Origin of the sequence: Bradyrhizobium sp. YCK136 (genome assembly GCF_044570075.1) — a bacterium.
GTDB classification, from domain to species: Bacteria; Pseudomonadota; Alphaproteobacteria; order Rhizobiales; family Xanthobacteraceae; genus Bradyrhizobium; species Bradyrhizobium diazoefficiens.
The window spans coordinates 1,595,598-1,620,698 of sequence record NZ_CP172424.1 but is presented as its reverse complement, the minus strand read 5'-3'; the positions used below and the strand labels follow the sequence as shown (position 1 = coordinate 1,620,698).

Here is a 25,101-nt window from a genome sequence, read left to right as displayed (position 1 = left end):
GGAAGCAATGAAGCATCTCGGCAGCCCGACAAAGGCCATCGTTGCAGCACTGGGCCTTGCGGCCATGACCGCACCGGCTTTGGCCCAGCAGGGCCTGGACGAGCCGTTCCAGAAGCCGTTCAAGGAAGCGCTGGCCGGCAAGACCGTGGCCTATGTTCCGGTCGCGATGAACTTCGACCTCACCGAGGGCTGGTATGCCGGCCTGAAGAAGGAGCTCGAGCCGCTCGGCGTCAAGTTCGTGATCCGCGACGCCAACTGGAACACCAATGCCGGCGCGCAGGCCGTCACCTCGCTGATCTCGGAGAAGCCGGCGGTGATGGTGGTGCATAATCCGGACGTGCAGACCTATGCCAAATTGCTCCAGCGCGCCGAGAACGAAGGCATCTACGTCATCCAGATCAACATGGGCTCTGCCTATCGGAGCTCCGCCTTCGTCGGTGCCAACTGGGTCGAGATCGGCGAACGCCAGACCGAAGGCGTGGTCAAGGCCTGCGAAGGCAAATCGAACAAGATCGCGATCATCCAGGGCGCGCTGTCGGCGGCCGCCAGCGCCTATACGCTCAAAGGCGTCGAGAACGTGCTCGCCAAGCATCCCGAGATCAAGGTGGTGTCGAGCCAGGCCGCCGATTGGGACGCCGCCAAGGCCAAGGCGATCACGCAAACGGTGCTGAAGCAGAACCCCGATCTCTGCGGCATCGTCGGCTTCTGGGACGGCATGGATATCGGCACCGCGGCGGCCGTGAAGGAAGCCGGGCTCACCGGCAAGGTATTCCTGGCCACCTCGGGCGGCGGCGAACGCAAGGGCGCGTGCGAACTGGTGAAGTCGGGCGCGTTCGATCTCAACATGAGCTACGACGTGCCGACCCAGGCGGCACAGATGGCAGGCACGATCAAATGGCTGCTGTCGTCGGGCGTCAAGCCCGGCTCCGTCAAGGGCTCGGAATACACCACGCTGATTCCGATCACCAAGGAGAACGCCGACAGCCAGACCGCCTGCTGGAATCTCAGCGACCTCAAGAAATAGTTCGACGCTGACGCTCGAGGTCCCCTGGGCCGTTGCGGTCTCGGGGACCTCGCTCCCAACATCTTCCATGCCCCGCCGGAATGCCGATGCGCGACACCCTGACAAGCCTGCGTTACCGCTACTGGCCCGATCATCTGCTTGGCGAAATCCTGTCCAAGCGATGGACCGAGACGGCCATCCCGGTCATCCTGCTGCTGATCGTCGGCCTCGCGCTCAGCCGGTCCATCGACAACTTCCTGTCGCCGGCGAGCCTCGCCGACACCGCGCGCCAGGCCGGAGAGATCGGCTTCATCGCGCTCGGGCTGGCGCTGGTCGTGATCGTCGGCGGCATCGATCTGTCCGTCGGTTCGATCTTCGCGCTGACGGATTTCTGCGCGCTCTATCTGCTCGACGTGCTGGGCTGGCCGGTCCCGGCGGTGGTGGCCGCCACGCTGCTCTGCGGTGCGCTGCTCGGCGCCGTCAACGGCGTCCTGATCGGTTATCTGCGGCTGCGCGCCTTCATCACCACGCTGATCACCCTGATCATCTACCGCTCGGCCTACGACCTCCTGATCCAGCGCTACTCCAACGCCATCGCGTCGGCCTTCCCCGACATCCCGTCCTGGGACTTCATCGGCGGCGGCAGCATCTTCGGCATCCCGACCGTGGCGCTGGTCTATATCGTCATCGCCATCTTCGGCCATATCTTCATGACGCGGCTGCGGCCCGGCTGGCACATCACCGCGATCGGCGGCTCGCGCCGCTCGGCGTACAATTCCGGCATTCCCGTCCGTCGCACGATCGCGCTCTGCTACGTCGCAAGCGGCGTGCTGACCAGCATCGGCGCGCTGTTCTTCGCCTCCCGGCTCGGCACCGTCGGCGGCGACATCGGCGTCGGCCTCGAGGTGATCGTGCTGACCGCGACGGTGCTGGGCGGCATCACGCTCGGCGGCGGCAAGGGCTCGGTCGCCAAATCCGCGGTCGGGGTCCTGATCGTGCTCCTGATCACCAATGGTCTCACGACCATGAACGCGCGCGGCGGCGTCAACCGGATGGCGCTCGCCGGCATCCTGCTCGTCGCCGCGATGGTCGACATCCGCTGGCAGAAGAATCGGACGCGCATCATCAGCAAGGTCTACGTCGCCCCGACCTACCACGCGCTGCCGCCGCCTCCCCCGACCGAGATCGGGCAGGGCGGCCCGTTCGAGCAGAACGACAAGCTGCGCGATGTCGAATTGATCGGCCTTGGCCGCATCGAGGCGCCGGAGGACGTCATCCTCGATCGCCACGACAACCTCTATGCGGGCTCGCGCCACGGCGACATCATCCGCTTCCTCGCGCCCGACTATCAGAAGATGGAAGTATTCGCCCATATCGGCGGCCAGCCGCTCGGCATGGCCTTCGATCGCGAGGACAATCTCTACATCTGCATCGGCGGCATGGGGCTCTATCGCATCAAGCCCGATGGCACCGTGGAAAAGGCGACCGACGAGACCAACCGCAGCATGCGTTCGGTCAACGACGACAGCCGCCTTCGGCTCGCCGACGACCTCGACATTACCGACGACGGCCTCATCTTCTTCTCCGAGGCGACCGTGCGCTACGAGATGGACGAGTGGCCAATCGATGGCCTCGAGGCGCGGGGCAACGGCCGCATCATCTGTTACGACACCAGGACCGGCGCGACACGGACGGAATTGCGCGGCCTCAAATTTCCCAACGGCATCTGCGTGGCCAGCGACGGCCAGTCGATCCTGTTCGCCGAGACCTTTGGCTGCTCGATCAAGCGCTATTGGTTCGCAGGACCGAAGAAGGGCGCGGTCGAGGTGGTGATGGACAACCTCCCCGGCTACCCCGACAACATCAACCTCGCCTCCGACGGCAATTACTGGCTGGCGCTGGTCGGCATGCGCAGCCCTTCGCTCGACCTCGCCTGGAAGATGCCCGGCTTCCGGCGCCGCATGGCCAAGCGCGTGCCGGTCGACGAGTGGCTGTTCCCCAACATCAACACGGGCTGCGTGGTCAAGTTCAACGAGCAGGGCAAGATCCTCGAATCGTTCTGGGACCTGCGCGGCGAAAACCATCCGATGATCACCTCGATGCGCGAGCATCGCGGCTACCTCTATCTCGGCGGCATCGCCAACAACCGGATCGGCCGCTACAAGCTCGACAACGCCGATCCCGACTTCGTCCAGTATGACAAGCGGTGGGGGAAGCTGTCGTGATCGCAGCCGTCAGAGAATTCGCCAACCGCTTTCTCGGGCGCGGCGAAGCCACCATCACGGTGCCGTCCTTCGACGGTGCCTTGAAGCCCAACCAGAAGCTGGAAGCCGCCGGCACCTTGCTGACGTGCGAGGCGCCGGAGGACCTCGCCACCGATGGCCGCAACCTCTTCATTGCGGACGGTCCGCGACTGATGTGCCTGAATGGCGGCTCGCCCTCGGAGATCCGCACCTTCGATCGGCCGATCTCGGCGTTGTGTGTCCTTCCCGAAGGCGGCCTTGCCGTGGCGCTCGGGGGACGCGAGGTGCGTCTCTATGCAAGCCCTTCGGCCGAACAGCCAAGCGTGACGTTTACCGACGCCGCCTTCAATGCCGTCAACGCGCTCGCGCCAGCGGGCGACAACACGCTGATTGCGACGGACGGCTCGGCGACATGCGGCGTCGACGACTGGGCGCGCGACCTGATGGAGCTCAACCGGAGCGGCCGCGTGTTCAGGCTGGATCCCGGCAGCAAATCCGTGACGGCGCTGGCCCAGGGGCTCGGCCATGCCTTCGGCGCCTGCGCGCATGGCAACGGCGTGCTGGTCAGCGAGAGCTGGCGCCACCGCCTCGTTCTGGTGACGCCGGGCGCATCGCCCCGGATCGTGCTCGCCCACCTGCCCGTCTATCCGTCGCGACTGACAAGAGCCGCGGGCGGCGGCTACTGGCTCACCGCCTTCACCGCGCGCACCCAGCTCATCGAGTTCGTGCTGCGTGAGCCGGCCTATCGCCGCCGCATGATGACGGAGATCGATCCGGCGTATTGGGTTGCCCCGCGCCTGCGCTCCGGCCTCTCGTTCAAGGAGCCGATGCAGGGCGCGCACATCAAGACCATGGGCGTCATCAAGCCGTGGGCGCCGCCGCGATCCTACGGACTCGTCATCCGTCTCAACGCCGATGGCCAGCCGCTCTATTCGCTGCACAGCCGGGTTGACGGCGTCAATCACGGAATCGTTGCGGCCATCGAGATGGGCGACGACCTCGTCCTGATCGCCAAGGGACCTGGCCGTGTCCTGCGACTGCCACTGGCCGGCCTTGCCGAGGAGTTTTGCCAATGAGCGACATCATGCTCTCGCTGCGCAAGGCGACAAAACTCTACGCCGGCGTTCCCGCCATCGACGGGGTCGACTTCGACCTGCGCCGCGGCGAGATCCACGCGCTAGTCGGCGAGAACGGTGCCGGCAAGTCGACGCTCACCAAGGTCATGGCCGCTGACCTCGGGCGCCATGACGGTCGACGGCGCGGACGTCGCACCGAGGACGCCGCTGGAGGCACGCAATCTCGGCATCGCCATGGTGTTCCAGGAGAACAGCCTGGTGCCGACCATGACGGTGGCGCAGAATTTATTCCTCGGGCAGGAGAAGTTTTATAACCGCTTGCGCGGAATCTACATCGCCGCGCAGCAGTTTTTGCAGTCGCTCAATTTCGACGTCACGCCGACCGCCACGGTCAGCGGTCTCGGCGCCGCCAAGAAGCAGATGGTGGAAATCGCGCGCGCGGTCCTGCACCGCGCCAAGGTCATCATCTTCGACGAGCCGACCGCGTCGCTGACGCCGGAGGAGAAGAAGTACTTCTTCGACCTCGTCCGCGACCTCAGGAAGCGCGGCGTCTCGATCGTCTTCATCTCGCATGCCCTGGAAGAGGCCCTGCTGCTCGCCGACCGCATCACGGTCCTGCGCGACGGCAAGCATGTCGTGACCGACGACGCCGCCAGGTTCGACCGCGCCGCGATCGTACAGGCCATGGTCGGCCGCGACCTGTCGAACACGCTCTACGGCGCACGCAAGCGTAGCGTGCGGCCGGCCGGCGCGCGCGTGCTGACGGTGCAGAATTTGAAGATGGCGCCGATGGTGAAGAACAATTCGCTGTCGGTGTTCGCAGGGCAGATCACCGGCGTATTCGGCCTCGTCGGGGCCGGCCGCACCGAGACGTTCAAGATCGTCTCCGGCGTGCTGAAGCGCGACTTCTTCCACGGCGGCGAGATCCTGCTGCACGACAAGCCGGTGCGCTACCGGGTGCCGGCGCCGGCGGTCAAGGCCGGCATCGCCTATGTCACCGAGGATCGCAAGGTCGAGGGCTTCTTCGAGACGTCCTCGATCGCGCGCAACATCTATCTCGGGCTTCTGTCGAAGTTTCCCAAGGGCCGCATGATGCTGTCGCGGCGGGAAACCGCGACCATCGGCAAGACCTGGATCGAGAAGCTCAGGGTTCGCGCCATCGGCGACCACGGCAAGGTGGTCGAGCTGTCCGGCGGCAATCAGCAGAAGGTCGTGATCGCCAAATCGCTGGTGCAGGAGCCCGACCTGATCATCTTCGACGAGCCGACCCGCGGCGTCGACGTCGGCGCCATCGTCGAGATCCACGAGCTGATCAACCAGCTCGCCGACGAGGGCAAGGCCGTCGTGGTCATCTCGTCCTATTTGCCCGAGATCATGGCGCTCTCCGACCGCATCCTGGTCTCACGCCAGGGCAAGGTCGTGGAGGAATTCTCCGCGCTGGACGCGACGGAGGAAAGGATCATGTACGCGGCGATCCACTAGGCGTCGCCAGAGCGCTCAAGGCCAGCCGACTGCCTGAACCTTGGGCAGAGGCAACGGTCGCGCAATCTGATCTGCATCAAGTTGCGCTGCAAAAATCGCGGCAATGTTGGACCGGCTTCGGCTGCGCGGCTTCCACCTCGGAGATATCCGTAGCGACCGGACCTTTGTGTCTCAACATGTGGGCGCCGCGGCGCGGCGTTATGAACAGATGAACCTCACTCCGGGCCGCGTCATCGCCGCGATCGCCATCCTGCTTGCAGGCGGCGGCTATTACTACTGGCAGCACCGCGATTCCAACACGCTGCCGTCAGGTTTCGCCCGCGGCAACGGCCGCATCGAAGCGGTCGAGATCGACATTGCCACCAAGACGCCGGGCCGGATTCGCGAAATCCTGGTCAACGAAGGTGATTTCGTGAACGCCGGCCAGGTTCTGGCGCGGATGGACACCGAGCAATTGCAGGCGCAGCGCCGTCAGGCTGAAGCGCAGCTCCAGCGCGCATCCATCAATGTCGAGACCGCGAAGAGCCTGGTGAACCAGCGCGAGGCCGAACGCAGGGCTGCGGAGGCTGTGGTCGACCAGCGCATCGCCCAGCTCGACACCGCCAGCCGCAAGCTCGATCGCTCCGAGCAATTGATCAGGACGAATGCGGTGTCGCAGCAGGTGCTGGACGACGACCGCTCGGCCAACGCCACGGCGAAGGCAGCGCTTGCCGCCGCCCAGGCCCAGGTCGCGGCCTCCGAGGCCGCGATCAGCTCCGCCCGCGCCATGGTGATCGATGCCGGCGCCTCGGTCGACGCCGCCAAGGCCGCGATCGAAAGCATCAACGCCGACCTCAACGACAGTGTGCTGAAGGCGCCGCGCGAAGGCCGCGTCCAGTATCGCGTGTCGCAGCCGGGCGAGGTGCTCGCGGCCGGCGGCCGCGTCCTCAACATGGTCGATCTCGGCGACGTCTACATGACATTCTTCCTGCCGACCGCGGATGCCGGCCGCGTCGCGATCGGCTCCGAGGTCCGCCTCGTGCTCGACGCCATCCCGCAATACGTGATCCCGGCCAAGGCCACCTTCGTCGCCGACGTCGCGCAATTCACGCCCAAGACCGTCGAGACCGAGGAGGAACGCCAGAAGCTGATGTTCCGCATCAAGGCGCATATCGCGCCCGAGCTGCTGCGCCAGCACATCGAACATGTGAAGACCGGCCTGCCCGGCATGGCCTATGTGCAGCTCGATCCGGCCGCGCAATGGCCCGACAATCTCAAGATCAAAGTGACCCGATGAGCGCGACTGCCGCAGCCGACGCACCGGCCGGGCCCGGCAGCGTGGTGCATCTCGAAGGCGTAGGCCTGAGCTACGGCAAGACCCGCGCGCTGGATGGCATTACCCTCGACCTGCCGTCCGGCTGCATGATCGGATTGATCGGACCCGACGGCGTCGGCAAATCCAGCCTGCTCGCGCTGATCGCCGGCGCTCGCGAGATCCAAGAGGGACGCATCCATGTGCTTGGCGGCGACATGGCGAGCTCGCGCCATCGCCGTACGGTCTGCCCTGATATCGCCTATATGCCGCAGGGGCTGGGCAAGAATCTATATCCAACGTTGTCGGTGTTCGAGAACATCGACTTCTTCGGCCGCTTGTTCGGACACGACAAGGCGGAACGAAGCAGACGGATCGCTGGCCTTTTGCGCGACACCGGGCTCACCCCCTTCGCCGACCGCCCGGCCGCAAAGCTCTCCGGCGGCATGAAGCAGAAGGTGGGCCTGTGCTGCGCCCTGATCCACGATCCCGAGTTGCTGATCCTGGACGAGCCGACCACCGGCGTCGATCCCTTGTCGCGGCGCCAGTTCTGGGAGCTGATCGCCTCGATCCGGAGCAGCCGGCCCGGCATGAGCGTGATCGTCTCAACCGCCTATATGGAGGAGGCCGCGCAGTTCGACTTCCTGATCGCGATGAACGCCGGCCGCGTGCTGGCGACGGGAACGCCTGCCGCGCTCAAGCGTCAGACCGGCGCCGACACGCTCGACGACGCCTTCATCCGTCTCTTGCCGGAGGCCGATCGCGGCAATCACACCGGCGTCGTCATCCCGCCGCGCAGCGCGGACCATGACGAGATCGCGATCGAGGCGGACCACCTGACCCGGCGCTTCAATGACTTCGTCGCTGTCGACGATGTCAGCTTCCGCATCAGGAAGGGCGAGATCTTCGGCTTCCTCGGTTCGAACGGATGCGGGAAGACGACGACCATGAAGATGCTCACCGGCCTGTTGCCCGTGAGCGAGGGCAATGCGCGACTGTTCGGCAATGCGATCGATGCCGGCGATATGTCCGTGCGCCGCCGCATCGGCTACATGTCGCAGGGCTTCTCGCTCTATTCGGAGCTGACGGTCGCCCAGAATCTCGATCTGCATGCGCGGCTGTTCGGGCTGTCGGCGGAGACTATCGCCGCGCGCATCAGCGAGATGATCACCCGGTTCGATCTTGCGGAGGTGGCCGACGCCCTGCCCGACGCGCTGCCGCTCGGCCTGCGGCAGCGGCTGTCGCTGGCGGTCGCCATGATCCATGCGCCGGACATCCTCATTCTCGACGAGCCGACCTCCGGCGTCGATCCCGTCGCCCGCGACCGCTTCTGGCAGATTCTCGCCGAGCTCTCGCGCAAGGACAACGTCACCATCTTCGTCTCGACCCATTTCATGAACGAGGCCGAGCGCTGCGACCGGATCTCGCTGATGCACGCGGGCAAGGTGCTGACGTCGGACACGCCTGCCGCGATCGTGGCCGCGCGCGGCACCGCCACGCTGGAGCAGGCCTTCATCGCCTGCCTCGAAGAGGCGATCGCTGACACGACAGATGCAGCCGGCCCGCCTGCGGCCGCATCGCCCGCGCCGGCTGCGACCGCTACGCCGCCGCGCAAGCGCAGCAGCGCGACGTTCAATCCGATCCGCATGCTGGCCTATTCCCGGCGCGAGGCGCTCGAGCTGCGCCGCGACCCGATCCGCGCGACGCTCGCGATCCTCGGCAGTGTGCTGCTGCTGTTCGTGCTCGGCTACGGCATCAGCATGGACGTCGAGAACCTGACCTTCGCCGTGCTCGACCGCGACGACAGCGCCATCAGCCGCGACTACAGCCTGCAGATCGCGGGGTCGCGCTACTTCACCGAAAAGCCTCCGATCACGGATTACGCCGATCTCGACCGCCGCATGCGCGCGGGCGAGATTGGCCTCGCCATCGAGCTGCCGCCCGGCTTCGGCCGCGACGTCAGCCGCGGTCGCCATGTCGAGATCGGCGCCTGGGTCGACGGTGCCAACCCCACCCGCGCCGAAACGCTGCGCTCTTACGCCCACGCGATCCACGCCACCTGGCTCGCGCAGAAGGGCCGCGAGCTCTATGGCGAGGCGGCGATCGCCGGTTCCTACAAGCTCGAGCTCCGCTACCGCTACAATCCCGACGTCAGAAGCGTCGTCGCCATGGCGCCCGGAATCATTCCGCTGCTCCTGATCATGATTCCGGCGGTGCTCGCCGCGCTCGCGGTGGTGCGAGAGAAAGAGCTCGGCTCGATCGTCAATTTCTACGTGACGCCGGTGACGCGGCTGGAATTCCTGCTCGGCACGCAACTGCCCTATGTCGTGCTCGCATTCGGCAACTTCCTGCTCCTCGTCGGCTTCGCGCTCGCCGTCTTCGGCGTGCCCTTCACCGGCAGCTTTCCGACCTATGCGCTCGCCGCCCTGCTCTATGTCACCGCCACGACCGGCATGGGGCTGGTGATCTCGGCCTTCATGAACAGCCAGATCGCGGCGCTGTTCGGCACGGTGCTGATCACGCTGATCCCGGCCATCCAGTATTCCGGGCTGATCGATCCGGTTTCATCGCTCCAGGGCCTGGGCGCACTGGTCGGGCGGCTCTATCCCACCACCTATTTCGTCACGATCTCGCGCGGCACCTTCTCCAAGGGCCTCGGTTTCGAGACTCTCCACAACGATCTCCTGGCGCTCGCCGTCATGATCCCGGTGCTGGTGGCAGCCGGCACAATGCTGCTGAAGAAACAGGCCCGCTGACCATGCGCATCGACAACGTGCTTCAGCTCGGCATCAAGGAATTGCGCGGCCTCGTGCGCGACCCGATGCTGCTCGTGCTCATCGTCTACTCCTTCACGCTAGCGGTCTATGCAGGCGCCAGGGCACTGCCGGAAACGTTGAACCGCGCCGCGATCGCCATCGTCGACGAAGACCATTCGCCGATATCGACCCGCATCGAGATGGCGTTCACGCCACCCTACTTTTCCGAGCCGCGCCTGATCTCGCAATACGAGATGGACCGGCGGATGGACGCGGGTCTCGACACCTTCGCACTCGACATACCGCCGGACTTCCAGCGCGACCTGCTGGCGCGGAGATCGCCCGCGATCCAGCTCAACGTCGATGCGACGCGGATCTCGCAGGCCTTCAACGGCGGCGGCTATGTCGAACAGATCGTCAGCGCGGAGATCGCGGAATTTCTGGCGCACGCGCGCAATGCACAGGCCGCACCGATCGAGCTGGCGCTGCGGGCGCGGTTCAACCCGGAACTGAAGAAGTCCTGGTTCGGCGCCATCGACCACGTGATCACCTCGATCACCATGCTCTCGATCATCCTGACCGGCGCAGCGCTGATCCGCGAGCGCGAGCACGGCACGATCGAGCACCTGCTGGTGATGCCGGTCACGCCATTGGAAATCATGGTGAGCAAGATCTGGTCGATGGGAGCGGTGGTGCTGATCGCCTCCGCCTTGTCGATCGTCTTCGTGGTCAAGGGGTGGCTGGCGGTTACCATCGATGGCTCGGTGGCGCTGTTCCTCGTCGGCGCGGCGCTTCAGCTCTTCGCCACCACCAGCATGGGCATCTTCCTCGCCACCGTCGCCGGGTCGATGCCGCAGTTCGGGCTGCTGCTGATCATGATCCTGCTGCCGCTGCAAACCCTGTCGGGCAGCATGACGCCGCGGGAGAGCATGCCGCAATTCGTCCAGGACATCATGCTGGCGGCGCCCAACACGCATTTCGTGATGCTCGCGCAGGCGATCCTGTTCCGCGGCGCGGGCCTGGAGGCCGTCTGGCCGCAGCTCGTCGCGCTCACGCTGATCGGCGTCGTCTTCTTCCTGATCGCGCAGCGCCGGTTTCGCGCGTTTCTGGCCTAGGCACGACGCGCGGCCCGAGCGTATTGCCCGGCCTCAAAGCTTGTGCCCCTTCTGCCGCAGCGCCTCGATCAGGCGCTGGTTCAGCTCGTCGGCCGCCTTCTGACCGACGTCCTGGCCGATCTGCATGCTCGCCTGCGCCAGCGCATCCGACTTCTCCAGGAATTTTCGTCCCACGGGCTGGGCGTAGAACGCCTCGATCTGGCGCAGCTCATCGACGGTGAAGCTGGCGGCGTAGAGAGCCGCGATCTGATCGATCATCGAGGCGACGAACGGAGCATAGATCTCGGCGCCGGGCGCCGTCAGCGCATCATAGTCGCGCTCGATCTCCGGCCTGTCCTGGGCGACCACGGGCCTGAGCTTGAGCAGGAGCTGCGGCAGCAGCGCACGATACTGGTCCGCAATCTTCAGCGTGACGACGAGCTTGCGCGCCGCATTCATCGCCTCCGGCGGCGGCGCCTGCGCCGACGCGCCGCAGACCAGGAACAGGAGCGTGCCGGCGATCGTCAACAAACGTCTGGACATGAACCTCTCCGTGAGAAGGCGGGCTGGCGCCACGATGCTTTCAGCGGCTCGCGGGCGCCCCGGCCGCGGCCGGAGCGCTTTCGGGCTCGGGATCCTCGACCTCCGTCACCTTCACGAACAGGCTGGGCACGCGTTCGGCACGATCGAGCAGCCAGGCGGCGCCGATCATGATGACGATGCCGACGACGGAGACGGCGAGCTGCTCCCAGACGCCCTTGGTGTATTGCGTCAGGATCCAGTGCGCGGAGAACGACAGGAACACCCCGAGGCAGAAGATCGGCAGCGAATGCTGGCCGCAGAGGATGACCGGGCGCAGCCAGGGCGTGTGCAGCGACCGCCATTTGCGCGAGATGAAATGGGTGACCCAGATCGCCAGCGCCAGGAAATGCGTGAAGCGCAGCATGTCGAGATCGGTCTTGTCGATCGGGTAGATCGCCTTGATCATCCATTTCGGGATCAGGACCTCGAGCGCGGGAACGTGCCAGGTCATCACGATCAGGAGCGCGAAGGCGAGCCAGGCCGCCGCGAGCGTCATCGCCGCCTTCGACCACACCCATTTCGCGATCTTCCCGATCTGGCCGATGCCGCACCAGGCCGCGAACACGAACATCAGCTGCCAGCAGAACGGGTTGAAGTACCATTTCGTGCCGGGCGGATAGGAGGCGACGTTCCAGTCGAACCAGCGCGACAGCACATAGAGCACCACGGAGGCGGCGAGGGTCAGGTTCGGCCGCCGCACCAGGCACCAGACGATGAAGGGCGAGGCGAACACCAGCGCGATGTAGAGCGGCAGCACGTCGAGATTGACCGGCTTGTATTTCAGGACGATCGCCTGCCCGATCAGCTCGTCCGGATGCGACAGGAAGTTGAACACGTTGAACTCGTGCTCGTACATCGGATTGTCGAAGCGGCGCGCGGTGCGCGCGATCTGCGCCGTGAACAGCAGGAACAACATGATGTGGGCGACGTACATCTCGGCCGCGCGACGCCACAGCCGCTTGAGCGCGGCGAGAAACCAGCCGCCCGCGATGATCGGCCCGTAGATCCAGCCGACCAGATAGCCGGAGATGAAGACGAAGAACTCGGCGGCGTCGCTGAAGCCGTAATTGCGCAGCGTCAGCCAGGCCACGACGTCGTGCGGGATGTGGTCGAGGAAGATCATCCACAGGCCGATGCCGCGGAAGAGATCGAGCCGCAGGTCGCGCTCGACCGGCGCCAACAGTGCTGACTGGTCCCGTGTGATCATGGCCCCGCCTCTTCCGGTGGGCGTCGCGCCGTGGCGGCGCCGACAAAATGCAATGCTAAAAAATGCGAATCAAAAGATCACCTGGCCCTGCGGCTAGCTTCCCGCCAACGGTAGCCGACCCAGTTGCCCGCGCAAGGGACTTCGTCATCACGGGCGGCGGGGACCACCGCCGGGCCGCGCCGAACCGGCGGCCATCCCACTAAAACATCGAAAACAACCCCATGCACAGTAGGAGTGGCACGATAAGCCATTGTGATTACTACGAAATAAAAACGATATGTCGGGCAAGAAGGTCACCCCGGCGGTACGATCGCACGGCAGGCGGATTGAGAGGCAGGGGTCAGGCGAGCTCGTCGCCCCGGGCGAGCATCTCGGTCAGCATCGCCTCGGCCTTCTGCTTCAGCGGCAGCGCGCCGCTGTCGGAGGCGATCGCGATCGCCGCGCGCAGGGCGGCAAGGATCGCGGCCTTGTTCTCCTCGCTGGAGGGCGGCGTCACCACGGCTTCGCCGAACAGGGCTTCGGCCTCGAGGCCGGCAAACCCCTGCTGCCGCGCGGTGTTGCGCGCCTCGCGCAGCATGTTCTGCGCGGCCTGGACGTCGCCGAGCCGGCAGGTTGCCAGCGCCAGGTAGATCGAGCTGCGCAGCACCGCCGAGGTATAGCCGACCGCCTTCGCCTCCTCCCGCGCCTCGCCGAGCATGCCGCGCGCCCGGTCGAACAGACCCTGCTCGAGATAGGCGATGCCGAGGTGGCAGGCGAGCACCGGCACGAACAGCCGAATGCCATGCTTCTGCGCGAGGACGAAACCCTCTTCGAGGATGGCGGCGGCCGCCGCCGGATCGTTGCGGCCGAGCTTCAGCCACCCGCCGCTATAGGCCGCCGCGACGCGGTCATAGGGACGGCCGGTCTCCTCCGCAATCGCCGCGGCCTGCTGCTGGAGCTGTTCGGCGGCATCGAGCTCGCCCATCACGGTGTGGGTGAAGCTCTTCATCATGCAGCAGAGGAGGAGCGTGTATTTTGGGGGCGTACCGAAGGGCGCGCTTGCCTCCGGTCCCATGAGATTAGCGCGGCCTCGCGCCAACGTCTGCTCCGCTTCGCGATATCGACCGGCGAGAAAATAGGCCTGTCCCAGATTGTATTGTGCAAGGTTGCGCCAACCCGGGTTGCCTGACTTCTCGGCGAGGCCAACGACCTCCCGGCCGAGCGCAACCGCTTCAGTTGGCGTTCCGTAGAAATTCTGTCCACCCGCCATGACGGTCATGGCGGCGACCTTTCTTCCGATGTCGTCAATTCCACTGGCCCGGCGTTCGGCCTCTTTTCCGAGATCGATCCACTCGGCAACCTGACCGGACCAGATGAATGCCATTCGCGCCTCCATCCGGAGGTCAATTGCATCTGCCTCCCGCGAAGGAGTCATCGGTGTTTTGTCGAGCGAACTCATCGCGATCCCGAAATAGTCGACCGCATCGGCATATGCCGAGCGCACAAGACATTTCCGCGCGGCCCCCCTCCCGTACCCGAACGCTTTCAGCCAATCCTTCGCGCGCATTGCGTGGTAGCAAAGCGTGTCAGGACCGTCGCTCCATGTCTCGTCGCTTTCGAAGGCCGCAAGAATTCGCGCATGTATATTTTCGCGCACCTTTTCGACCATCGACTCGTAGGTCACTTGGCGGACCATCTCGTGCTGGAACTCGATCGAGTCCTCAAGTTCACTATCGATCCTGACGAGGAGCTCGGCTCGGTCGAGCGCTCCAAGGCAATCCTGGAAAACGTCTTCGGGCAGCGCCGCGACGTTCCGCAGCATCATCACGCTTGAGCGCGGCCCCAGCGCCGCCGCTATTTGGAGAACCGAGCGCTCCTGCCTTGAAATGCGATCGAGCCGCGCCGCAATCACGCCCTGAATGCTGGTGGGGATGCCGAGCTCATCAATGGGTCGAACGAGCGCAAGGTCACCCCACTGACCGCGAAGCGTGCCACTATCTTTCAGTCCGCGGCAGACTTCCTCGAGAAACAGGGGAACGTTGGCCGTATGAGAGATGATACGGTTCTTCAAATCGGTGTTCGTCGCCGACGGTCCGAGCATATCGGCCAACATGGCCAATCCCGAATCGTCATCCAGGGGGCGCATTGCAATCACTTCCGCGTGGCAGCGCGCGATCCACTCAGGCATGCCGTTCGGCCTGCTCGTGAGAAAAACCATCAGGTTGGGGCTCTGCAACGACGCGATTGCAGCAACAACCGCATCGCTGGCTCGGTCGATCCAGTGCAGGTCCTCGATGAGAAGAACGGTGCGCTGCTGGAAGGCCAAGCCTTGAACGATGGCGCAACTTGCATCGGAAATGGCACGCGCGCGCGCGTAAGGCTCCAACTCGCTCCAGCGAGGATCCTCGACCGGAATATCCAATATGGAATCGATCGCGAGTTGATGGATTGCCTGCAACTCCTGTCGGATGTCGACCAGACTATCCGAATCTCTGGCGGTAACTTCGGAGATCGAAAGTATAATGCGCTTGAGCGCGCTGAACGGCACGCCCTGAAGGTTCGGGCTGCACTCGGCGTCGATCAACCGCCAGCCATCGGCCTTGAGCTCCTGGGCGAACTCATGTGCGAGCCGCGATTTTCCGATGCCTGCATCGCCGATCAGAAGGACCGTCTGCCGGCTTGCACTGGACCTCTCGGCGGCGCGTCCCAACAGGGCCCGCTCGGTCGTTCGATCGACAAACCGCGAAACGCTCCGCGCACGTCGCACCCGCCAGCTTGAAAGGTCGCTCGCTCCGACGACACGGTAGACCGGCAGCGGCTCGTTGAAGCCGCGCAGCACCTTGAGGCCCAGGGATTCGAATCGGACATGTCCATCCGCGAGTATCTGGCAGGCTTCCGACACGTAGATCTGATTGGCCTCGGCCGCTGCCTCCAGCCGCGCGGCAAGATGCTGAGCGGCGCCTCCGATCTCGTAGACCTTGGAAAACTCGCTGGCGACCATATAGGCGACGACGTGCCCCGAATGGAGGCCGACCCGAACCTGAAGTCCGGGATCCCCAAGACGGCCAACGCGCCGGACAAGCTCGATGGCAGCATGGCAGGCCAGCGGCGCATGGTTGTCGTCGGCGATCGGGGCACCAAAGACCGCGGCCAAGCCGTCCCCCAACTCCTTGCTGACGATGCCGCCGAACTGGCGTACCGCGCCCCTCATGGCCGCCAGCGCAGGCTCCAGGCGTGAGACGGCCTCCTCCGGCTCCAGTTCGGCAACAAGCCCTGTGGAGTCGATGACGTCGGCTCGGAGAATTGTCACAAACCGCCGCTCGCTGTCGGGATCAGCACGCCGACGTACCGCCGCCCCACACTTGGAGCACCAGCTATCGTCGGGATCAATCGCCGACTGACACGCGAAGCAATGCATTCCTGCGCCTTCAAGGATCGCGGCGTCGCTGTCGTCCAGCGCCCGCGAGCAACTCGTGGTAAGAATACCTATCAAGAACCGCTTAGCAAATCGGACTTGCCCATCGCCGTTTAGCGGGGCGCGGTGCGGTTGGCGATCTGGACGAAACACAGTCCTGAGTGGTAGCGTACGCAAATCCCAGCAAAGATGGGGCATATATCGGCGAGGCCAGGTTGGCAAAACCAACCGGCGTCGTGGAGCTGTATGTATTTTCGCAAAGCCAAGGACATATTGAGGGAAAAGACGATGGGGTCGAGAACTTACACCGGGGCTTCATTCAAAGATTTGATGAACGACAATTATTTCCCTCTGGAAAACATGCAGAGGAGCGTGGACATCCTCAAGGCGTCGCCGGACATCCATCTGCCGACCCTGGAGTACGGCCAGTACCACCTGATCCTGACGCCGGCGGACAAATGGCCGGACGGGAGTGCGGCGTACTGGCACAAGGAGAAGGGCCGGGCTCGCGTCGACCTCACCACGCAGCTGAATACGGTCCCGCTGTCCAAGGACGAGCCCGGCGTGATCCCGCTGACGCGATGCGCGCTGCTCGATGCCTGCGTGCGGAAATGCTTCAATTCCGAGCCGCCGATCCCGATGAAGACGAATATCATCACCCACGCGGCGAGCGACGCCTATGCCGACCGGCACGAAATCCGGCTGGAGTGGGAGTACGACAATGGTGAGGACCAGGCGCCGACGTTGCTCCACCTGACGATGGTCTGTCCGTACCGACCCTGATTCCGAGCGGGAGCAGCGCGGAGGCTTCCGCACCAATCGAAGGTGGTCCGTCGTCGCCACAGCATACGTTGCACGACGGACCAATCATGCCCCGCCCGCTCGGCCCGAAGGCCGCGGCGCACTGTCTCGCTGCCGCCCCGTCATGGGCCTGTCGCACGAAAATGATCCGCTCCAGCTGTGCGCGTGTGAGTCGCCTGCTTGAGGCAACCGTCGCGTCCGTTGACAGGAGCGGCCGATGCCGGTGGGACTGCTGGAGGTCGAAGGCACGATCGAGGTCAGCCAGTTCTGGCCGGAGGGGAGGTCTGACGCCGACACCACCAAGGTCGTGGTGAACGTCGCGCCCGATGCGATCCGCTTCCGCAAGAACGACACCTCGCCGTTCCAGCCGACCCATGTCTTCGACAACGCCAAGGTCAAGGGCCGGACCAACACGGCACCGATCAAGAACGGCAAGCTGACCGTGCGCCTTCAGGGCATCGACGCGCCGGAGCTGCATTACCAGCCGTCGCCGCTGTCGCCCGCCGAGAAGAAGGGCCTGACGGATGCCAAGCGGCAGGCCTATCACGAGGTCACGCACCCCTACCGGCAATTCCTCGGCGCGACGTCGAGCAAGGCGCTGCATGACTTCCTCAGCCGTGCCGGCGGGGCGACGCTGGCCTGCCGGGTGTTCACCCGTGTCGATGCGCCGAACGAGGTGTTCGACACCTATGGACGGCTCGTCGGCGACATCGAGGTGACGGTCGCGAAGCAGACGGTCGACATCAACCACTGGCTGGTCGAGCAGGGCTTTGCCTATCCGACGTTCTACTCCTCGATGAACGACGACGAGATCAAGGCCTTCCTCGTGCTCGCCAAGGCCGCGCGGACGAAGAAGCTGCCGGTCTGGAAGCATCTCGCCAAAACCGTTCCGGCCTTCGACTTCGACCTGCGCGAGCCCAAGAAGAACGAGACCGACGTGCTCGCGACCGACAAGGGCCCGGTGATCCTGCCAAAACTCTACCGCCGCCAGACCAACTGGTCGGCGCGCAAGAAGGCGAAGGTGACCAGCCAGACCTTCCAGAAATTCCTGGGTGAAGGATCAGGCGGCAAGCCGGACACCTGCTACGAGATCGACGACTTCCTGACCAACGGCGTTCACTCGGCGACGCCGCGGAATTTTGCGGAGTTCGTCGAGGGCGGGAAGACCATCAAGTTTCAGCCGGAGGGGCTGGTGTTCGGCGAGGCGCCGTCGATGCTGGTGGGGGCGGACGGGAAGCCCATCGTCCATTTCTGACGTTTGTCGGTTAGCGAAACAAGAATGGCGCGCTCAATGCGGGCCATATGCGATGAAGTTCAGGTTTTTGGAGGAGCCTCAACTTCAGACAAGGCCTGAACGGCCGGCGGCAAACGCGCCCCGCTTATCTCGATTGACGAGATAGATTTGCGCAATTCGGCGATATCGCTCGACGTCAGCTGAACGGCAGTCGCCCCAATATTCTCGAGCATATGCGGCATCTGCGTTGTGCCTGGAATGGGAACGATCCACGGCTTCTGGGCCAGCAGCCAAGCCAAGGCGATCTGAGAAGGCCTTGCCTGCTTGCGTTCGGCCCAACTTTCGATCAGCGTGACGAGTTTCAGATTGTTGGGAAGATTCTCGGGCGAAAACCTTGTCTCAATCTTGCGAATGTCGCCGTCGGCAAACCGTGTCCTGGCATCGATGGCCCCGGTCAAGAAACCGACACCCAGCGGGCTCCATGGGACAAAACCGATGCCCAACTCCTCGCACAGAGGAAGTACGGCTTTCTCCGGCCCGCGCCAGAGCATTGAGTATTCGCTCTGCACGGCAGTGACAGGCAGCATCGCATGCGCGCGCCTCAGCGTTTTCAAACCCATCTCAGACAGGCCCCAATGCCGCACTTTACCCGCCGCAATCAGGCCTTTGACCGCACCAGCTACATCCTCGATCGGCACCTGCGGATCAACGCGGTGCTGATACAGCAAGTCTATCCGGTCCGTGCGCAGCCGCTTCAGCATACCTTCCACGGCGAGCTTGATGTGTTCAGGCCGGCTATTTAGACCCGGTCGCCGCTCACCCGTTTCGAGATCAATATCCCAGCCGAACTTCGAGGCAATGACGACTTTGTCACGAAACGGAGCCACTCCCTGGCCAAGGATTCGCTCTACCTCATGCGGCCCATAGGCTTCGGCCGCATCAAAAAACGTCACGCCGCGATCAAATGCGGCATGGATGATGTTGAGCATCTCTGCACGCGAGGGAATGGTCGTCTGATAAGTCCGGCTCATGTTCTGGACGCCGAGGCCGACGCTGGAAACCTCAAGTGACCCGAGCTTCCGACGTCCGATGGCCCTGACCTCTGAGGCGCCTGTCTGCGCTGATGCCCGCTGGCCAAATCCGCCAAGCAGCGGAATGGCAGCAAGGCCGCCCGCAGCTCCCAGGAAGGCCCGCCGCGCGATCCCCGATATGCGATCTGTAGCCATATCTCGTTGCCCCTTGATCAGTTGATGGCCGCTCTTGCAGGAGCATCGATCGGCTAGCGGCCTGCAATGGCTTGAGAGACGGATACAGGGATCACAGGCCCAGCTTGCGATTACCAAGCCATTTGACCATTTCAGGATCTCGATGGTCGAAGAAGCTGCTGGTTTTCTGGTCCAGCGTGGCAATCTGCGCCATCTCCCCTTCCCCCAGCTCGAAATCAAAGATCGCGATGTTTTCGGCCATTCGCTCTTTGCGGACCGACTTGGGAATGGCAATCACGCCGCGTTGAGTGAGCCAGCGCAAGATGACTTGGGCGATGCTCTTGCCATGCTTCCTGGCAATGCCCGCAAGGATTTCATTCTTGAAGATATCGTTCTTGCCCTCGGCAAACGGTCCCCAGGACTCGATTTGCACGTTCAGTTCCTGAAGGATCTTCTGGGCGTCAGCCTGCTGATGGAAAGGATGGGTTTCAATCTGGTTCACGGCTGGGGTGGTCTTGTTGTGAATGACGAAATCCGTAATCCGGTCGGGATAGAAATTGCTGACACCGATCGCGCGGATCTTGCCAGCAGCATACAGCTCTTCCATCGCACGCCAGGCGCCGTAGACATCACCGTAAGGCTGATGGATGAGATAGAGGTCGAGATAAGCAAGCTGGAGCTTGTTGAGCGACCGCTCGAAGGCTTTCTTGGCACCGTCATAGCTGGCGTCTTCCAGCCACAACTTGGTGGTGACGAACAACTCCTTGCGGTCGATACCATGCTCGACGATTGCCTTGCCGACGGCCTGTTCGTTTCCGTAAGAGGCAGCAGTATCAAGCAGACGATACCCTGAGTCGATCGCGTCCCGCACACTGCGCTCGCATTCAGCGAGGTCTGTAACCTGGAATACCCCAAAGCCCAGAATGGGCATTTCAACGCCATTGTTCAGAACAATGTTTTTCACGTCTTGATCCTTCCCATTGAGTGAGGTCATCTCGGGGTCACGCACCAATTTGCTGTCTGACCTTAGGGCGACAGCGATGAGGATGATGACCTCTTGATCGGCCAAGCTTCGCTCAGCCAGTCTTGACGCTCATCAGTAAGCGCATCGAAGAACCATAGATGGGCAGCGTGATGGCCCAACAATAGGCCATCTTGTTTTCCATCAGACATCTCAGTTCCTGGAAGCTGGCGCATGGGCCGAATACTGCTCATCGGTCACCTTTTCCATCCAGTCGACCGGGCTTCCATTTAGCTTCTCTGCGATGGCGATATGCGTCATCGCCGTACCGGATCTGGCGCCGTGCCAGTGCTTTTCGCCCGGCGCGAACCAGACGATGTCTCCCGGCCTGATTTCTTCGATCGGACCGCCCTCGCGCTGCGCCCAGCCTAGCCCTGACGTCACGATCAGCGTTTGACCGAGCGGGTGGGTGTGCCAGGCCGTACGTGCGCCCGGTTCAAACGTGACGATTGCACCACCGACGCGCGCGGGATCTTCGCCGGCAAACGGCGCTTCGATCCGCACGATCCCGGTAAAATATTCAGCAGGGCCCTTTGCCGAAGCCTGCGACCCGCTCCGTGCGATGCGCATGATCGACCTCCGTTGTTGCCCTGTAAAATAGGACGCGGACGATCATGCGATTAGATGCTGAAATCGGCATGCACCTATGAGATGAGCTAATAAATGGCCCGTATCGACGGACGAGATTTGCGCAGTCGCTGGCTCGCACGGACCGAGGGACTCGCCGTGGCGCCTGAGACGGCCGGCGGCCATATCCCCAAAACAAAAATGGCCCGCTTCAAGCGGGCCATTTTCAGCGGCGTCGCGCCGCCAGAGCGCCTGCTCGTTAGCGAAGGCCGCCGGTGACGTGAAGTGTCTCGCCGGTGACGTAGGACGCGTCGTCCGATGCGAAGAAGGCCACCGCGGCAGCGATCTCCTCGACCTTGCCGATGCGGCCAAGCGGGGTGGTGGATTCGATCCAGGTGCGCATGTCGCCCTCGTGCAGGCCGGCCGACACGACGCCTTCGGTGGCGATCATGCCTGGATTGACGGCGTTGACGCGAATCTTGCGCGACGCGAGCTCCTTCGACAGCACGGAGGAGATCGCATCCACCGAGGCTTTGGTCGCAGTGTAGACGGCGGTGTTCGCCGGCGCGATGGTCGATACCCCGGAGCTGATGTTGATGATGCTTCCGCCATTGGCGTTGAAGTGCTTCGCCGCTTCACCCGAGACCAGCAGCAGGCCAAGCACGTTGAGGTCGAAATGCTTGTGGAAATGCTCGGGCGTGATGGCCTCGAGCGAGGCGAACTCGTAGACGCCCGCGTTGTTGACGAGGATGTCGATCGCACCGAATGCCTTCACGGTCTCCGCGACGACGCTCTTCACGTCCTTGGCGTCGGCCAAATTGCCATGGACCGCAACGGCTTTGCCCCCCTTGGCGATGATGGCGGCGACCACGCGGTCGGCGGCCTGCTTGCTGGAGCTGTAATTGACGGCAACCGCCGCACCCTCAGCCGCAAGCCGGGCGGAGATTTCGGCACCAATGCCTTTGGATGCGCCGGTCACGAGCGCAACTTTGCCTTCGAGTCTCTTGGTCATCGCATGTCTTCCGTTGTTCGGCGGGATGCCGATATTCAATAGTTCAATACTAGTGAACTATTGAATGAGTTCAAGGGCATGCTATATTTTGGGCATGGTGCAGTTCGTTCACCCATCGCGGGACGAGATTACGCTGGCCGGAGTGCTCGGAGCCCTCGCGGATCCCATGCGGCTGCGGATCGTCAAAAGCCTGGTCGCGCAGAACGCTTGCATGTCGTGTACCGAGGCGGCGCCTTGCCCTGACATGGCGAAATCGACCCTGTCGAACCATTTTCGCATTCTGCGGGAGGCCGGCCTGATCCGGACGTCAAAGCAAGGTGTCCAGCACCGCAATGTCGTGCGCGAGGAGGACATCAATGCGCGATTTCCAAAACTGTTGAAAATGATCCTGAGCTTTCCGGACTGAGTGTCGCCACTACCAGGCATAGCGGATGATACCCTTGCCGGCGTAGCTGCTTGTGACGTTCGAAAACTCGCCCTCGAAGGTAGCGCCGAACGAGACGCCGCCGCGCCATTTCACCTCGGCCGAGGCCGCGACGAGCGCGGAGTCGCGCGCCTGCGCCGCGCCGTTGACCACGAATGATGCGCCCGGGAGCGCCTGGAAGGTGGCCGCGATAGCGCGATCGGGATCGAAGTCGTGCGCCCAGGCGGCGCGGCCGCGCAAGACCAGGACGGCATCGCTCAGCGCAAACGACCTGTCCGCGCGCAGACCGAGCTCGCTGCGCGTGTCGGTGACGCTCCGCGAACCGTAACTCAGGGCGAAGGCATTGCTGCCCGCGAGCACCTGTTCGGCATAGGCCGGCAGATCGAAGATGGTCGACTGGCCAGCGGCGTAAGGCGTGAGCCCGATCCACGGCGTCACGAAGCGATAGCCGGCCTCGACGCGGCCGGAATAGGCGTTGGCGTTGAAGCGGGCTCGCAACTGATCGCTGCCGGCGATGGTGACGGTGCGGGTGGTGGTAATGTCCTGCCAGCCATACGCCAGCGCGGCGGAGACGTAGGCCGCGCCGACGCCGTGGCGAAGGAAGGCGCCGGCCTGAAACAAATCCGACCGGCCGCTGCCGCCGTTGGCGACGCCAAAGCTCGTGCCGCCGCCGGCCAGCGCGAAGCCGGCGACGGTGTCGGGTGAAAAGCGATAATCGGCGCCGACCGCCGTGCCGGCGATGCGACTGGTCGCCGTGTTCGATCCCGTCGTGGCATTGCCGTCGGTGGTCTGCGAACCGCCATAGCCCGCGGCCCATACGCCCCAGCGTTGCATTACGATGTCGAACGCCGCCGGGGCCTTGCGGGAGAGCGCGGCATAGGCGTCGCGCTCCGCGGCGGAACGTCCGCGACCGGTGGAGGCGTAGGCACGGGAGCCATCCTCGTCGGCGAATTGCGACGCACCGGCCGGCGACGATCCGCCATCGCCCCGGCCGGCCATGAACGGATCGGTGAGGACGCCGATGAACTGCGTCATCGCGTCGAACGTGGTCTGCTGCGACCCGGTGGCGGTTTCGCCGGAGGCCTGCGTCAGGCCCGCTTGCGACAGCGTGCCGTACACGGCGGGAATGCCGCCGGTGAGGTTGAAGAAAGTCGACAACGCATTTCCAACATTCTGCTGATTGACGTTGAGCCCGCCGGGAATGGAAAAGTTCAGCGCCAGATCGAGATAGGCATTGTTGGCATCATAGCTCAGGCTGGTGTGAAAGGTGGCCGGCAGGTTGGTATCGACCAGCGCGCCGAACGTGCCGGTCACCCCGCCGCCGGCATTGACGATCGTGTATTGCTTCGCCACGTAGCTGCCCGCCGCGAACACGGCACTGACGGTGGCCCCGCCCAGGGTCGCGGTGCCGGTCACGTTGACGCGATCGGCATTGGCGGGCGAAACCTCGACCACGTAAGTCGACGGCGCCGTGAAGACGAGATTGCCGTTCACGGTCAAAAGGCCGATCGAATTGCCCGGCGCCAGCACGCCGCCATTGATCGTAGTGTTGCCGACCGTGCCGTTGCCGCCGAGCGTGCCGCCGCTGTTGACGGTGGTCAGCGACGCCGAGGCGAGCGAGCCGTTGACGGAGAGAATGCCGGCATCGACGCTGACCGCGCCTGTGAATGAACTCGATCCCGTCAGCGTCCAGTTGCTGCTGCCGGTCTTCACGAAGCTGCCGAAGCCGCGGTACTGGGCGGAGTCGCCGAGCGTCGACAGGTCGAACGAGCTGTTGGCGGCTCCGCCCAGCCGGAGCGTGTCAGCGGAGCTGAAGGCCATGACGTTGCCGGTGACGGTCGACCCGGCCTGAAGCTCCAGACTGTTGACGCCGCCGGAGAATGTGATGGCGTTGGCACGGGCCCCCGTGCCGGCATTTCCGAGCCCGCCGCTGATAATCCCCGCATTCTGCACGACGAGGCCGGCGCCGCTGATTCCCGCGCCGCCGGCGACGGGCGGAAAAAAGGTCGGATACCTGGGATCACCTTGGGGGCCACCGGTGCCTCCCGAAATCATGCCGGTATTGATGACGATGCCCTCGGCCGCGAGAACAAGACCATCGCCGCCGCCGCCGCCGCTTCCAGAACCGATTGCGCTTCCGCCGCCAGAACCGCCGCTTCCTCCCGTGATCGAACCGGCATTGGTCACGGTTGCAGTGGTGCCGACGACGACACCCTTTCCACCTCCACCGGCGCCGCCATTGCCATCGGCGGAAGTTGTGCCTGCATCGCCGCCCGAACCACCCCTGATGAAGACGCCGGCATTGACCTGCAGATCGCCGCCGGACAGGTACAAGCCATCGCCGCCGCCACCGCCCCCGCCGGCCGACCCGTTGTAGGGGCCAAGACCGCCTGCTCCGCCATTTCCGCCGGTCAGGTTGACCACCGCGGTGTAGTTGCCGCTGACGGTCGCGGCCCGGCCACCACCCCCGCCGCCGCCCCCGGCGTTGACGCCCCCCCCGGTGTCCACCCCCGCCTCCGCTGCCGCTGCCGCCGCCACCGCCGCCTGAATAACCCGCGCCCCCGGTTCCTCCGCCTGGCGCAACGCTGTTTCCGGCTGCGCCCCCGTACGGACCGCTTCCCGCAGTGTTCGGGCCACCGCCGCTTGCGCCATTCCCCGCTGCATTCCCGTCGCCCGCCAGACCACCGGCGCCGCCGGCTCCGGGGACAC

Annotated in this window: 19 protein-coding genes and 1 pseudogene; 12 read left to right on the top strand and 8 right to left on the bottom strand. The window is 64.2% G+C overall.

Annotated features, from left to right (window positions below; all coding sequences use genetic code 11):
• Positions 1–7 precede the first annotated feature (7 nt).
• The 8 genes and pseudogenes from ACFLEY_RS07645 to ACFLEY_RS07610 all read left to right on the top strand — a co-directional run bounded on the left by ACFLEY_RS07645 (position 8) and on the right by ACFLEY_RS07610 (position 10,966).
• Positions 8–1,024, top strand: coding sequence for a sugar ABC transporter substrate-binding protein (locus ACFLEY_RS07645; protein WP_011090592.1), 1,017 nt, complete (start codon positions 8–10; stop codon positions 1,022–1,024).
• An 80-nt stretch (positions 1,025–1,104) separates the two neighbouring features.
• Positions 1,105–3,228: an SMP-30/gluconolactonase/LRE family protein gene (locus ACFLEY_RS07640; RefSeq protein WP_011090593.1), complete on the top strand. Its 2,124-nt coding sequence runs from the start codon at positions 1,105–1,107 to the stop codon at positions 3,226–3,228.
• Positions 3,225–4,322, top strand: coding sequence for a hypothetical protein (locus ACFLEY_RS07635; protein WP_060908895.1), 1,098 nt, complete (start codon positions 3,225–3,227; stop codon positions 4,320–4,322). The genes ACFLEY_RS07640 and ACFLEY_RS07635 overlap by 4 nt, the downstream gene beginning before the upstream one ends.
• Positions 4,319–4,748, top strand: a pseudogene (locus ACFLEY_RS07630) (ATP-binding cassette domain-containing protein); the annotation flags it as partial. The gene ACFLEY_RS07635 and the pseudogene ACFLEY_RS07630, both read left to right, overlap by 4 nt.
• Positions 4,743–5,804, top strand: a complete 1,062-nt coding sequence (locus ACFLEY_RS07625; protein ID WP_396604963.1) for a sugar ABC transporter ATP-binding protein — start codon at positions 4,743–4,745, stop codon at positions 5,802–5,804. The pseudogene ACFLEY_RS07630 and the gene ACFLEY_RS07625, both read left to right, overlap by 6 nt.
• A 208-nt stretch (positions 5,805–6,012) precedes the next feature.
• Entirely contained in the window at positions 6,013–7,080 is a 1,068-nt protein-coding gene (locus tag ACFLEY_RS07620; RefSeq protein WP_060908896.1) for an HlyD family secretion protein, read from the top strand.
• Positions 7,077–9,851, top strand: coding sequence for a ribosome-associated ATPase/putative transporter RbbA (gene rbbA / locus ACFLEY_RS07615; protein WP_060908897.1), 2,775 nt, complete (start codon positions 7,077–7,079; stop codon positions 9,849–9,851). Before ACFLEY_RS07620 ends, rbbA begins: the two co-directional genes overlap by 4 nt.
• Positions 9,852–9,853: 2 nt before the next feature.
• Complete coding sequence (locus ACFLEY_RS07610) at positions 9,854–10,966, top strand: ABC transporter permease (protein WP_060908898.1); 1,113 nt, start codon at positions 9,854–9,856, stop codon at positions 10,964–10,966.
• Between the two features lie 33 nt (positions 10,967–10,999).
• Here ACFLEY_RS07610 and ACFLEY_RS07605 read toward each other — a convergent pair whose 3' ends face one another.
• The 3 genes from ACFLEY_RS07605 to ACFLEY_RS07595 all read right to left on the bottom strand — a co-directional run bounded on the left by ACFLEY_RS07605 (position 11,000) and on the right by ACFLEY_RS07595 (position 16,131).
• Positions 11,000–11,488, bottom strand: a complete 489-nt coding sequence (locus ACFLEY_RS07605; RefSeq protein ID WP_396604589.1) for a DUF2059 domain-containing protein — start codon at positions 11,486–11,488, stop codon at positions 11,000–11,002.
• Positions 11,489–11,528: 40 nt separating this feature from the next.
• On the bottom strand, positions 11,529–12,734 hold the full coding sequence (locus tag ACFLEY_RS07600; RefSeq protein WP_060908899.1) for an OpgC domain-containing protein: 1,206 nt from the start codon (positions 12,732–12,734) through the stop codon (positions 11,529–11,531).
• A gap of 340 nt (positions 12,735–13,074) precedes the next feature.
• Entirely contained in the window at positions 13,075–16,131 is a 3,057-nt protein-coding gene (locus ACFLEY_RS07595) for an AAA family ATPase (protein WP_060908900.1), read from the bottom strand.
• 285 nt (positions 16,132–16,416) lie between these two features.
• Here ACFLEY_RS07595 and ACFLEY_RS07590 point away from each other — a divergent pair, with 285 nt between their 5' ends.
• Positions 16,417–16,911: a hypothetical protein gene (locus tag ACFLEY_RS07590; protein WP_028173761.1), complete on the top strand. Its 495-nt coding sequence runs from the start codon at positions 16,417–16,419 to the stop codon at positions 16,909–16,911.
• A gap of 235 nt (positions 16,912–17,146) precedes the next feature.
• Positions 17,147–18,184, top strand: a complete 1,038-nt coding sequence (locus ACFLEY_RS07585) for a thermonuclease family protein (RefSeq protein ID WP_060908901.1) — start codon at positions 17,147–17,149, stop codon at positions 18,182–18,184.
• A 59-nt stretch (positions 18,185–18,243) separates the two neighbouring features.
• Here ACFLEY_RS07585 and ACFLEY_RS07580 read toward each other — a convergent pair whose 3' ends face one another.
• From ACFLEY_RS07580 to ACFLEY_RS07570, 3 genes are all read right to left on the bottom strand, one after another.
• The gene (locus ACFLEY_RS07580) at positions 18,244–19,389 is read right to left on the bottom strand and encodes an aldo/keto reductase (protein ID WP_211433550.1); all 1,146 of its coding nucleotides are present in this window, start codon (positions 19,387–19,389) and stop codon (positions 18,244–18,246) included.
• Positions 19,390–19,480: 91 nt separating this feature from the next.
• Complete coding sequence (locus tag ACFLEY_RS07575) at positions 19,481–20,437, bottom strand: aldo/keto reductase (protein WP_249162852.1); 957 nt, start codon at positions 20,435–20,437, stop codon at positions 19,481–19,483.
• 105 nt (positions 20,438–20,542) lie between these two features.
• Entirely contained in the window at positions 20,543–20,959 is a 417-nt protein-coding gene (locus ACFLEY_RS07570) for a cupin domain-containing protein (RefSeq protein WP_060908902.1), read from the bottom strand.
• A gap of 93 nt (positions 20,960–21,052) precedes the next feature.
• Here ACFLEY_RS07570 and ACFLEY_RS07565 point away from each other — a divergent pair, with 93 nt between their 5' ends.
• On the top strand, positions 21,053–21,235 hold the full coding sequence (locus tag ACFLEY_RS07565) for a hypothetical protein (protein ID WP_129557378.1): 183 nt from the start codon (positions 21,053–21,055) through the stop codon (positions 21,233–21,235).
• Here ACFLEY_RS07565 and ACFLEY_RS07560 read toward each other — a convergent pair.
• On the bottom strand, positions 21,216–21,968 hold the full coding sequence (locus tag ACFLEY_RS07560) for a glucose 1-dehydrogenase (RefSeq protein WP_060912702.1): 753 nt from the start codon (positions 21,966–21,968) through the stop codon (positions 21,216–21,218). The two genes, ACFLEY_RS07565 and ACFLEY_RS07560, sit on opposite strands and share 20 nt — an antisense overlap.
• A gap of 94 nt (positions 21,969–22,062) precedes the next feature.
• Here ACFLEY_RS07560 and ACFLEY_RS07555 point away from each other — a divergent pair, with 94 nt between their 5' ends.
• Positions 22,063–22,374, top strand: coding sequence for a helix-turn-helix transcriptional regulator (locus ACFLEY_RS07555; protein WP_028173758.1), 312 nt, complete (start codon positions 22,063–22,065; stop codon positions 22,372–22,374).
• A gap of 9 nt (positions 22,375–22,383) precedes the next feature.
• Here ACFLEY_RS07555 and ACFLEY_RS07550 read toward each other — a convergent pair whose 3' ends face one another.
• Entirely contained in the window at positions 22,384–25,056 is a 2,673-nt protein-coding gene (locus tag ACFLEY_RS07550; RefSeq protein WP_396604588.1) for an autotransporter domain-containing protein, read from the bottom strand.
• Positions 25,057–25,101 lie beyond the last annotated feature (45 nt).

Coding starts and splice junctions, on each gene's coding strand:
- ACFLEY_RS07645 (WP_011090592.1), top strand. CDS start 8: ATGAAGCATCTCGGCAGCCCGACAAAGGCCATCGTTGCAGCACTGGGC.
- ACFLEY_RS07605 (WP_396604589.1), bottom strand. CDS start 11,488: ATGTCCAGACGTTTGTTGACGATCGCCGGCACGCTCCTGTTCCTGGTC.
- ACFLEY_RS07565 (WP_129557378.1), top strand. CDS start 21,053: ATGGCCCGTATCGACGGACGAGATTTGCGCAGTCGCTGGCTCGCACGG.
- ACFLEY_RS07590 (WP_028173761.1), top strand. CDS start 16,417: ATGGGGTCGAGAACTTACACCGGGGCTTCATTCAAAGATTTGATGAAC.
- ACFLEY_RS07620 (WP_060908896.1), top strand. CDS start 6,013: ATGAACCTCACTCCGGGCCGCGTCATCGCCGCGATCGCCATCCTGCTT.
- ACFLEY_RS07560 (WP_060912702.1), bottom strand. CDS start 21,968: ATGACCAAGAGACTCGAAGGCAAAGTTGCGCTCGTGACCGGCGCATCC.
- ACFLEY_RS07595 (WP_060908900.1), bottom strand. CDS start 16,131: ATGCATTGCTTCGCGTGTCAGTCGGCGATTGATCCCGACGATAGCTGG.
- ACFLEY_RS07570 (WP_060908902.1), bottom strand. CDS start 20,959: ATGCGCATCGCACGGAGCGGGTCGCAGGCTTCGGCAAAGGGCCCTGCT.
- ACFLEY_RS07625 (WP_396604963.1), top strand. CDS start 4,743: ATGGTGGAAATCGCGCGCGCGGTCCTGCACCGCGCCAAGGTCATCATC.
- ACFLEY_RS07550 (WP_396604588.1), bottom strand. CDS start 25,056: ATGCAGCGGGGAATGGCGCAAGCGGCGGTGGCCCGAACACTGCGGGAA.
- ACFLEY_RS07600 (WP_060908899.1), bottom strand. CDS start 12,734: ATGATCACACGGGACCAGTCAGCACTGTTGGCGCCGGTCGAGCGCGAC.
- ACFLEY_RS07585 (WP_060908901.1), top strand. CDS start 17,147: ATGCCGGTGGGACTGCTGGAGGTCGAAGGCACGATCGAGGTCAGCCAG.
- ACFLEY_RS07555 (WP_028173758.1), top strand. CDS start 22,063: ATGGTGCAGTTCGTTCACCCATCGCGGGACGAGATTACGCTGGCCGGA.
- ACFLEY_RS07610 (WP_060908898.1), top strand. CDS start 9,854: ATGCGCATCGACAACGTGCTTCAGCTCGGCATCAAGGAATTGCGCGGC.
- ACFLEY_RS07580 (WP_211433550.1), bottom strand. CDS start 19,389: ATGGCTACAGATCGCATATCGGGGATCGCGCGGCGGGCCTTCCTGGGA.
- rbbA (WP_060908897.1), top strand. CDS start 7,077: ATGAGCGCGACTGCCGCAGCCGACGCACCGGCCGGGCCCGGCAGCGTG.
- ACFLEY_RS07640 (WP_011090593.1), top strand. CDS start 1,105: ATGCCGATGCGCGACACCCTGACAAGCCTGCGTTACCGCTACTGGCCC.